Origin of the sequence: Pseudorhodoplanes sp. (genome assembly GCF_035565855.1) — a bacterium.
Taxonomy (GTDB): Bacteria; Pseudomonadota; Alphaproteobacteria; order Rhizobiales; family Xanthobacteraceae; genus Pseudorhodoplanes.
Genome location: NZ_DATMRX010000167.1, coordinates 1 through 7,619 on the forward strand (window position 1 = coordinate 1; position 7,619 = coordinate 7,619).

Consider the following 7,619-nt stretch of genomic DNA (forward strand, 5'->3'; position numbering starts at 1 on the left):
GGTCAGACGCCGGGCGCGGCCGTGTTTCGGCGTGCGGCAGACATCGCATTGGAGGGCGCGAGACCGCAGGAGCATAACGCTTTCAAGGTCGAACTCGCCCGTCGCGCCATCGTCCGCACGCTGACCCAGGCCAGCAACGGAACGCCACAATCGCAATCCGACAAGAAGATCGCCTGAACCGCGCGCCGCGCCCGGACCGCACAAGGAAACCGATGATGATGACCCCCGACATCGATCGCCGCAGTCTCGTGCAAGGCGCCACCGCGCTCGGCACGCTTGCCGTTGCAGGCGCAGCGTCCGCGCAGCACGCGCAACAGGAAAGAGCAGGCGGTGCGCTTCCTTCGGCCGACCCGCATCAACCCTATATCGGCGCGGGCACGCCGCGGATCGATGGGCGCGCCAAAGTCACCGGTACTGCCAAATATGCCGCGGAATTCGAACCGTCGGGGCTCGTCCATGCGCAGGTCGTGACCTCCAGCATCACGAAAGGTCGCATCACGGCGATCGACACCGCGCAGGCCCTCGCCGTCGAGGGCGTGATTTCGGTTCTGACCCATGAGAACCGGCCGCGCATGGCGGACAGCGACGAGGCCTATAACGACGACGTTGCGCCGGAGGACGGCAAGCCGTTCCGGCCGCTTTACGACGCAACGATCCGGTTCAACGGGCAGCCGATTGCGCTGGTGATCGCCAGCGATTCGGACACGGCGCGATTTGCCGCATCATTGGTGCGCGTGAATTACGAGGCCGCCGAGCACAATACCGACCTCCACAAGGCGCGCGGCGCCGCGGTCAAGAAGGAGAGGCCGTCCAAACCGCGCGGCAACGCGCGCGATGCCTTGTCCAAGGCCGATATCCGGCACGAGGCCGAGTACACCATCCCGGTCGAACATCACAACCCGATGGAATTGTTCGGCACCACGGTGGAGTGGCATGACGATGGGACAATCACCGTCTACGACAAGACGCAAGGCGTGCAGAACGTCCAGCGCTACATCGCTCATGTCTTCGACATGAAACCTGACGATGTGCGGGTCGTGTCGCATTACATGGGCGGCGGGTTCGGCGCGGGCTTGCGTCCCCAATACAACGTCGCGCTCGCGGTGCTCGCTGCCCGCGCGGTAAAGCGCTCGGTGCGCCTTTATCTGACAAGGGAGCAGATGTACGGCCTGAGTTTCCGGCCCGAAACGATCGAGCGTGTAGCGCTCGGCGCCGGAAAGGACGGCAAGCTTCAGGCGATCACGCATGAAGCGATCGCCATGACCTCGCAATACGAGGATTTCCTTCGCAACGATATCGGATGGGCCGATCAGCTTTATGCATGCCAGAACGTCGATTACGCGCACCGTCTGGCGCGGCTCGACCTCCCCACCCCCGGCGACATGCGCGCTCCGGGCGCCGCGACCGGCGTCTATGCGCTGGAATCCGCCATGGACGAACTTGCCATCGCGCTCAAGCTCGACCCGGTCCAGCTTCGGTTGCTCAACTATTCCGACACCGACCAGGCTGAAAACCTGCCCTATACCAGCAAGCAGCTGCGCGCGTGCTACAGCCGCGCTGCCGAAGCCTTTGGCTGGAGCAAGCGCAATCCGCAGCCGCGCTCGATGCGCGACGGGAAGGAACTCGTCGGCTGGGGCATGGCGACCGGCGTGTGGGAAGCGCTGCAGATGCCATTTGCCGTGCGGCTCGTGCTGACCGCCAATGGCCACGCCGAGGTCGCCTGCGCCACGCACGATATCGGCACCGGCACCTACACCATCATGGCGCAGGTCGCCGCGGACGTGCTCGGGCTGCCGATCGACAATATCGCCGTCAAGCTGGGCGACTCGTCCCTTCCAATGTCGCCAGTGTCCGGCGGGTCGTGGACTGCAGTATCGATCGGGACGGCCATCCTCAAGGCAGGCGCCGAACTGCGTGGCCGCCTGCTCGGACTGGCGCAATCCATACCGGGCTCACCGCTCGCTGACGCCAAGCCCGGCGATGTCGAGCTGCGGGATGGCAAGATCGTCAGCAAACGCGATCCCGGCCGCGCCGTGTCGATTGCCGAGGTCATGCAGAAAAGCGGGATGCCGCGCATCGAGATCGAGCGGCACAACGAATTCGAGAAGGACGAAAAGCACGCCCGCAATACACATGCGGCGGTATTCGCCGAAGTCAAGGTTGACGAGGAACTGGGCGTGATCAGGGTGACGCGCCTCGTCTCAGCCGTCGCGGCCGGCCGCATCATCAACACCAAGACCGCGCACAGCCAGATCATGGGCAGCCTGATCTGGGGCATCGGCATGGCGCTGCACGAGGAGACGCTGATCGATCATCGCTTCGGGCGTGTCACCAACGCCAACATCGCCGAATATCATGTGCCGGTGAATGCCGATGTCTACGACATCGACGTGATCTTCGTCGAAGAGCCCGACGACATCATCAATCCGCTCGGCAGCAAGGGCGTCGGCGAAATCGGCATCGTCGGCGTGGCGGCGGCGATTGCCAACGCGGTACATCACGCGACCGGAAAACGGGTGCGAAACCTGCCGATCACGCTCGACAAGCTGCTCTGAGAGCACGCACCGGCGGGCAATCAGGAGGTCGCCCTACCGCGTGTCGCGGACCGCGAGGACGACCGCCATTGCGGTGTCGCCTGCGGCACAGCCGTGGAACAGCCCGTTGCCGCCGCCGCGCATTGCCAGTTCCTCGATCATTTCGATGATCAACCGCAATCCCGTCGGTCCCTGCGGATGGCCAAAGACCAGCGAACAACCGAAATTGTTCATCTTCCTCGCATCGACGCCGGTCTCGCGCGAGAACACGATGTCATTGACGATGAACGGGTTGTGCGACTTGAAGACATCGATCTGATCGATCGTTAAGCCGGCGGCGTCGAGTGCCCGCCGCGCCGCCTTGACCGGCGCAGCCGGCATATAGGCGTGCCGCTCGCGCGCCTGGCCGAAGCCCAGAATGCGGATCTCGATGCCGGGCTCGCGGGTATAGTCCGCCACGCGATCCTTGTGCGTCACGATCATTCCGGCATTGCCGTCGGCGGGATGAGTTTGCCCGCCAAAGGTGACGGTGCCGCCCTCCCGCACCGGCTTCAGCTTCGTCAGGCCTTCCAGCGTGGTGTCGTGAATGCCTTCGTCGCCGGTCAGCGTGCCGGTTTCCTTCTTGAAGCGCGGGTCCGGCACGGCAAAGGGCAGCGTCATGAACCGCTTCAGGAAGGCGGCGTCGTCCTTCAGCGCATCGCGGTATTGCTCGTAGCGCCACGCGGCGAGATCGTGCTGCTCCTGCGTGGAAATCTGCCAGTCGCGGGCGCAGTTCTCCGCCGTGTCGACCATGGCGAAATGCCCGGTCGGCTCGTCATTGAAATTGTCCAGCATCCAGTTCTCGACACTCGGAGCGCCGCTCGGCGCCCGCGGATTGGGATGCACAACGACAGGGGAATTCGACGTGCGATCGCAGGTCACGACCAGCGAAGCGCTCGCATCGCCCGCTGCGATGTCTCCGGCGGCGGCCGAGAGCGCACGCGCAGACGTCGCGCAGGCCTGCGAGATCGTCGGCCCGGTCACGAACGGAGCGCCCATCATGGTCATCACCCAGGGCGTGCCCCAGAACGACTTTTCCTGCGGCACGGTCATACCAAGCACCGCATGATCGAGGGTCTCCAGCGGCCAGCCCTTGTCCTTGGCGACCTTCGCCCCGGTGACCGCTGCGAGTTTCATGCTGTGAAGGTCGGACAAGCTCATTTGCCAGCGCGAGAACGGCGTCGACCAATAAGCGCCATAGGGAATGCGCAGCTCAGAAAGATCGGACATGGCTGGTACCGTTTCCCTGTTCAATATTGACCGACTTTTCGTGCCGGCTATTTCACGGCGACGAGGGCCGAAAGGCCCTGTCTAAATCAGAGTATGTTCCAGAAGACACCGAGACGGCGCAAGCCCCCGGTCCTGCACGGCAAGGCTTCGCGCCGAGCCGGTGACTGAGCGGGTCCCCGTTCTGCATGGAGAGACGGGATCGGTTAAGCTGCGGGCATACGGCCCGCAGGGCGATTCGTGCGAGTGTTCCGGGAATGCGACAGATCAGGATGGCCCGTCACGACCCTGCAAAACCAGGCGGCCGCGGCCTCACGCGCTTGTAAATCACGCGCGTCGAACATCGATCAGCTTCGGGACATCCTTTTTTCATGACGGCGAATGGTCGCCATATCGGCATTCTACTGATCCTCATCTCAGGCACTGCCTTCGCCATCGGCCCGACGGCGGCGAAGCTTGCACTGAACAACGGAAGCAACACGCTCACGGTTGTCACATTACGCGGCGCGGTCGGCGCCCTGTTGCTCGGCCTTCTGCTGGTCGCATTCCGGCAGCAATTCCGGATCGGGAAAACGGCGCTGCGATGGTGCATGTTGTGCAGCGCCTTCACCGCAGCGATGGTCTATGGCCTCGTGGGTTCGATTTCGTATATCCCGGTGAGTGTCGCGATCCTGATTTTCTTCACTCATCCGATCATGATCGCGATCATCGTTCACTGGCGCGGCGGTGACCGGCTGACGATCCGGAAGCTTATTCTGGCGCTCGCCGCCTTTTCCGGTCTTGCGCTTGCGCTCGCGCCCGCCATCGAGACGCTGCAGATGAGGGGTATCGCGCTCGCCGCACTTGCCGCGATCACGATCTGCGGCGCCATCCTGACCGGTGCGCGCGCCCAGCGATACGCGACGAGCACACAGGTGAACCTTTATGTCACGGCGACATCGAGCCTTGCTTTCGCCGTCATTACCACGGGCCTCGGGGCGTGGGCATTGCCGGTCAACACCATCGGGTGGCTCGGCATCATTGGCGCCGGCGCCGGAATTGCCGTTGGACTCCTGACGTTCTTCGCGGCGTTTCGCTACCTCAGCGCCGTGCGCGCAACCATGATGAGCAATATCGAGCCGCTGCTCAGCATATTGTTCGGCGCCGCGATCCTGGGCGAACGCCTGCAGCCCACGCAATGGATCGGCGCCGGCGTGATGATCGGCGCCATCGTCCTGTTCGAAGCCGCTGAGGCCGGCACGCAATCCTGAATTGCCGCCAAATCGCGCATACGCCCGGCATTCACGCGCGCAACAAAAAAGCCCCAGCCGAGGCTGGGGCTTTTTGCGTCTCCAAGCGCAGATTAGCGGCTGCCAGGGACGTTGCCGGTCCCCTTGGTTGTGCCCACCGCGCCGCCAGCGGTCGAATCCGGCGAACTATGCCCTCTGGGTGCCGCGCCGGTGGTTCCCTTCGGCGCATGAACGCGACCGGATGGCTTGGCGCCGGTCTGCTTTTCGAACTGGCCGGACTTCGAGGTGCCCTGTGCCCCGCCTGCGGTCGAGGACGGAGCGCTGGATTGAGCCAGAGCGATCGAGGCGGAAAAAAGCGTGGCGGCGCTGACAAGCGCGATCTTGCGGATCATTGATGAACCTCCTTGGGGGCTGACGCGTATGGACGCTCCATCCTTACCGAAGCCAACGAGGGGCACACGCAACAGTTCCAGGCTTTGTTGGATGCGGTCAGGAAGCGACGCGCCAACTCGGGAACAAAGGCTCCAGGCTCAGGGTTAGGCGACCAAAGGTTTGAAGCGCGACAGCGCGCTTGAGGCCACCTAGCGGCACCGGGGAAGCCCGGACCGATAATAGGTACAGGAGAAGGTCCGGCCACCGCGCCGGACCTTCTTTTTATGCGCTCTTTCAGATGAGGCGCTTTTGGGAAATTGCATCGACCTGCGTCAAATGACGCGGATGTAGCCGCGCAGACGGACGAGCAGGTTGTAAAACGTGGAATAGTCACTCCGAGAGAGAAGAGTCCCGGAACTCCTTTTGGACATAAGCATTTGAAATGTATGACTGTTGAGATTTCTAGGTTCTTGAACCTGCTGCGCTCCGGCGCCGGGGTCGAGGAGCAGGCTGAGAAGATCTTACTGACCTACCGACATGCTGAGGCGACCAAGCTCGCATCGACAAAGCCGGTCCTGAAGCAGCCCGATCCAAATCCCGCCACAGGTTCTCCGAAAGACGTATCGCTTCTGGCGGAGAAGGACGCTTCGTTATCCACGGGTCGCGCGAGCACGTTTCATAAGGACGAAGCGGCCTAATTTCCTTCGTCGCAGCCACCACCTCCTGGCTGCGCTGGTGTTGCGAAGCGTCCGAATACGTCCGCCGGACCGGCGGGAACAAAGACAGCAAATCTTGGTTCTGGGAACAATGGAGGAGCTTTCATGAGCGATCATCGCGCGCGCGCCCGCCGAAAGGGCCGCACCAACATCAACGATGCAAGCGAGAACGATGCGAGCGAGGGACTGACCGCGCGCGCTACGGAAACCGCCAAATATGCCGCGACGTCAATTCAACGCGACGCCTGGCAATTGCTCGATCAGCAGGTCGAAAACGGCGCAGCCTATGTGGGATATGCTGCACAGGCGGCACGAAGCGCCGCCCAAAGCCTCGAACCCAATGCTCCTGGATTGGCCAGCGCCGTTTCTGCGGCCGCCGATCGGCTCGACACATACGCTGACGCCGCGGGCGCGATGAATGCCGAAGAGGTCTGGGATCAGGTCTCGGGCTTTACGCGCCGTCAGCCCGCGCTCGTGTTTGGCCTCGCCGCGCTCGCCGGCTTCCTCGCCTATCGCTCGATTCGCTCCGCTCGCGGCATATCCGCAGCGGATGGGCTGAGTGAGGAAGCCGAGGAGCTTGAGGATGCTTGATACGCTGCAATCCTCAGCGCTAGTGCGAGCCCTGTCCGGCTTGTTCGATGATGTGTCTCTGCTCCTGCGGCAGGAAATCCAGCTCGCCAAGACCGAAATCGCATCAGCCGCTGCGGGTCATGCGAAGGCGGCGGCCTTCTTTGCTGTCAGCGGCGTGTTTGGCCTGATCACCCTGCTCCTGCTCTGCCAGACGATCGTGTTCGCACTGATTGCGACTGGCCTTGCTGCGCATTGGGCTTGCCTGATCGTGACGGGCGCGCTCGCACTCATCGCTCTTGCCGCTTTTCTTGCCGGGCGCTCCGCCATGGCGCGTTCATCACTTCCGCATCGCACCGTCAATCAAATCAGCCGCGATATCGCGGTGGTCAAGGAAACGCTCTCATGAATGCCATCGAACGAATAGCGCAAAGCCTGCGGCGCAATCCGGAAGGTCTGCTCCTGCTCGGTGCCGGCGTGGCGCTTCTGATGCGCAACAAGACCGCAAAAACCGCACAGAAGCGTCGGCACCGCGGAAAGGCGGCCGCGGGCGACGAGAGCGACGGCGGAGCAACTGCCAATCGTTTTACGGACGCTGCTGGCGATCTTCGCGAGCGCATGGACAGCGTGACCGAGACCATTGGCAGCAAGGCGTCCGAACTCGGAAAGGCCGCGTCCGAGATCGGTCAGGCCGCGTCGGATCGCTCTCGCCGGGCCGTCCGAACCGCTCAAAAATCGGTCGGAGATATGGTGGAAACCCATCCCATGGCCGTCGCGCTGGGCGGCCTCGCCACGGGCTCACTGATCGCGGCGCTGTTTCCTTCGACGGAAATTGAGAAGACGACCCTCGCACCGCTCGGGAGAATGGCGGAAGACGCAGCCTATGACGTCGCTGCCGAGGCGAAGCGCCGCGTCGCGGGCGCGGCCGCCCGCAC

8 protein-coding genes and 1 pseudogene are annotated in these 7,619 nt (G+C 63.2%); 7 read left to right on the top strand and 2 right to left on the bottom strand.

The genetic code is table 11. From position 1 onward, the window contains the following. Together VN004_RS09145 and VN004_RS09150 are read left to right on the top strand one after the other, a co-directional pair. Positions 1-177 (top strand): annotated as a pseudogene (locus tag VN004_RS09145) (xanthine dehydrogenase family protein subunit M); the annotation flags it as partial. Between the two features lie 38 nt (positions 178-215). Then, positions 216-2,555 carry a xanthine dehydrogenase family protein molybdopterin-binding subunit gene (locus VN004_RS09150; RefSeq protein WP_325609173.1) on the top strand — a complete coding sequence of 780 codons (2,340 nt, stop codon included), beginning with the start codon at positions 216-218 and terminating at the stop codon, positions 2,553-2,555. Positions 2,556-2,588: 33 nt separating this feature from the next. Here VN004_RS09150 and VN004_RS09155 read toward each other — a convergent pair whose 3' ends face one another. Next, on the bottom strand, positions 2,589-3,803 hold the full coding sequence (locus VN004_RS09155) for a thiolase family protein (RefSeq protein ID WP_325609175.1): 1,215 nt from the start codon (positions 3,801-3,803) through the stop codon (positions 2,589-2,591). A 368-nt stretch (positions 3,804-4,171) separates the two neighbouring features. Here VN004_RS09155 and VN004_RS09160 point away from each other — a divergent pair, with 368 nt between their 5' ends. After that, positions 4,172-5,050 carry a DMT family transporter gene (locus tag VN004_RS09160; RefSeq protein ID WP_325609177.1) on the top strand — a complete coding sequence of 293 codons (879 nt, stop codon included), beginning with the start codon at positions 4,172-4,174 and terminating at the stop codon, positions 5,048-5,050. Between the two features lie 92 nt (positions 5,051-5,142). Here the strand turns inward: VN004_RS09160 and VN004_RS09165 are convergent, their stop codons facing one another. Beyond that, a complete protein-coding gene (locus VN004_RS09165; RefSeq protein ID WP_325609179.1) occupies positions 5,143-5,421 on the bottom strand; it encodes a hypothetical protein in 279 nt (92 codons plus the stop codon). A 450-nt stretch (positions 5,422-5,871) separates the two neighbouring features. On the opposite strand from VN004_RS09165, the gene VN004_RS09170 reads away from it, so the two are divergent. The 4 genes from VN004_RS09170 to VN004_RS09185 all read left to right on the top strand — a co-directional run. Then, on the top strand, positions 5,872-6,099 hold the full coding sequence (locus VN004_RS09170) for a hypothetical protein (protein WP_325609181.1): 228 nt from the start codon (positions 5,872-5,874) through the stop codon (positions 6,097-6,099). Positions 6,100-6,222: 123 nt separating this feature from the next. After that, positions 6,223-6,708: a hypothetical protein gene (locus tag VN004_RS09175; protein ID WP_325609183.1), complete on the top strand. Its 486-nt coding sequence runs from the start codon at positions 6,223-6,225 to the stop codon at positions 6,706-6,708. Further along, positions 6,701-7,093, top strand: a complete 393-nt coding sequence (locus VN004_RS09180; protein WP_325609185.1) for a phage holin family protein — start codon at positions 6,701-6,703, stop codon at positions 7,091-7,093. The genes VN004_RS09175 and VN004_RS09180 overlap by 8 nt, the downstream gene beginning before the upstream one ends. Then, on the top strand, positions 7,090-7,619 hold a 530-nt coding region (locus VN004_RS09185), incomplete at its 3' end, for a hypothetical protein (RefSeq protein ID WP_414710261.1). The genes VN004_RS09180 and VN004_RS09185, both read left to right, overlap by 4 nt.